A 1742-nucleotide genomic window follows, 5' to 3' on the forward strand; every position below is an offset into this window, starting at 1 on the left:
TTTGATTTGTGTACGCGGCAACACCAATTCCAGCGTATTGGCAAAGTTCTCCAACACGACAATCGTTGTCGCGCCGCTGTCTTTCAACTGATGTTCCAACTCGCGCGGCGTATAAAGCGGATTCGTATTCACTGCCACCAAACCTGCCTGCAAAATACCGAAAAGCGCAATCGGATATTGCAAAACGTTCGGCATCATAATTGCCACACGCTCACCGCGCGGCAGTTTCAATACGTTTTGCAGGTAAGACGCAAAATCGGTCGCCAACTTGCCCACTTCGGCATAAGTCAGCGTTTTGCCCATGTTTTGAAAAGCCGGTTTATCCGAGAATTTCTCGACACTTTGACGGAATACGTCGCTGATGGAGCTGTATTGAGAGATATCGATTTCGGGGTTGACGCCTTGTTCGTAGCTTTTGAGCCAGAGTTTTTCCATGTTGATCAGTCTTTTATTTAGTCGTTTTTTGAAATCGAGGCCGTCTGAAAGGCTTTATTCAATCTGCCGCTTCGTTTTCAGACGGCCCTTTTATTAAGCAGTAATAATGACAGGCTTGTCGGTGGACATGATGATACCGCCGCCCAAGCACACATCGCCGTCGTACAGTACCGCTGACTGTCCGGGAGTTACCGCCCATTGCGGCTCGTCAAAAACAAGCTCGATGGTTTTATCATCCAAGTAACGCAACGTACAAGGCGCGTCAGCCATGCGGTAGCGCGTTTTGCAGGTATAGCGGCCTTCTTTCGGACGTTCCGGCAATGTGAAACTCAAATCGTTCATAATCAGGCTTTGTGTATAAAGCAAAGGATGGTCATGACCTTGGACGACAATCAGTTCGTTTTTGGTCAAATCCTTGGCCGCAACAAACCATGGCTCGCCTGCGCCGCCGATACCCAAGCCTTTGCGTTGGCCCAGCGTGTAAAACATCAGGCCGACGTGTTCGCCGACTACTTTGCCTCCAGGGGTAACCATTTTGCCATTATTGGTCGGCAGGTATTTTTGCAGAAATTCGCGGAACGGGCGTTCGCCGATAAAGCAAATACCGGTACTGTCTTTTTTGGTTGCGGTCGGTAATTTGAATTCTTCGGCAAGACGGCGGACTTCAGGTTTTTCCAACTCGCCCAATGGGAAAATTGCGCGCTCGAGTTGGAAAGGTTTGAGGCGGTACAGGAAATAGCTTTGGTCTTTGTTTTGATCCAAGCCTTTGAGCAGGTAATGCACTCCGTTGCGAACTTCTTTGCGGGCATAGTGCCCGGTGGCAATGGTATCGGCACCCTGCTCTATGGCATAGTCCAAAAAGCATTTGAATTTAATTTCAGCATTGCACAAGACTCCGGATTTGGCGTGCGGCCCGCGCTGTATTCTTTGAGGAAATAGGCAAATACGTTGTCTTTATATTGCGCAGCAAAATTGACGATGTCGATATCGATTCCGATGATATCGGCAACGGCAATAGCATCAAAGGAATCTTGTTTGATGCTGCAATATTCGTCGTTGTCGTCATCTTCCCAGTTCTGCATGAACACGCCACTGATTTGATGGCCTTGCTGTTTGAGCAGGGCTGCGGTAACGGATGAATCGACGCCGCCGGAAAGGCCGACGATGATGTTTGTTGGTGTGTTGGTAGTATTCATGAGGGGAATGTGGGTTTCAAATATATTTTTTAAAGCTTGATTTTAGCACATTTTGATTTAACGACAGAAAAGGCCGTCTGAAAGCCCAATGACTTTCAGACGGCCTTTATA

General features: G+C 48.0%; 1 protein-coding gene and 1 pseudogene. Both read right to left on the reverse strand.

Features of this window, described 5'->3' with window-relative positions; translation table 11 throughout:
• Positions 1 to 435 (reverse strand): AMP-binding protein (locus ACTHUR_RS10850; RefSeq protein ID WP_440398577.1); only part of this gene is annotated, 435 nt, incomplete at its 3' end.
• Positions 436 to 528: 93 nt separating this feature from the next.
• Positions 529 to 1631, reverse strand: a pseudogene (mnmA, locus tag ACTHUR_RS10855) (tRNA 2-thiouridine(34) synthase MnmA).
• Between the last annotated feature and the right edge of the window lie 111 nt (positions 1632 to 1742).

This window comes from Neisseria sp. P0021.S007 (genome assembly GCF_051956855.1).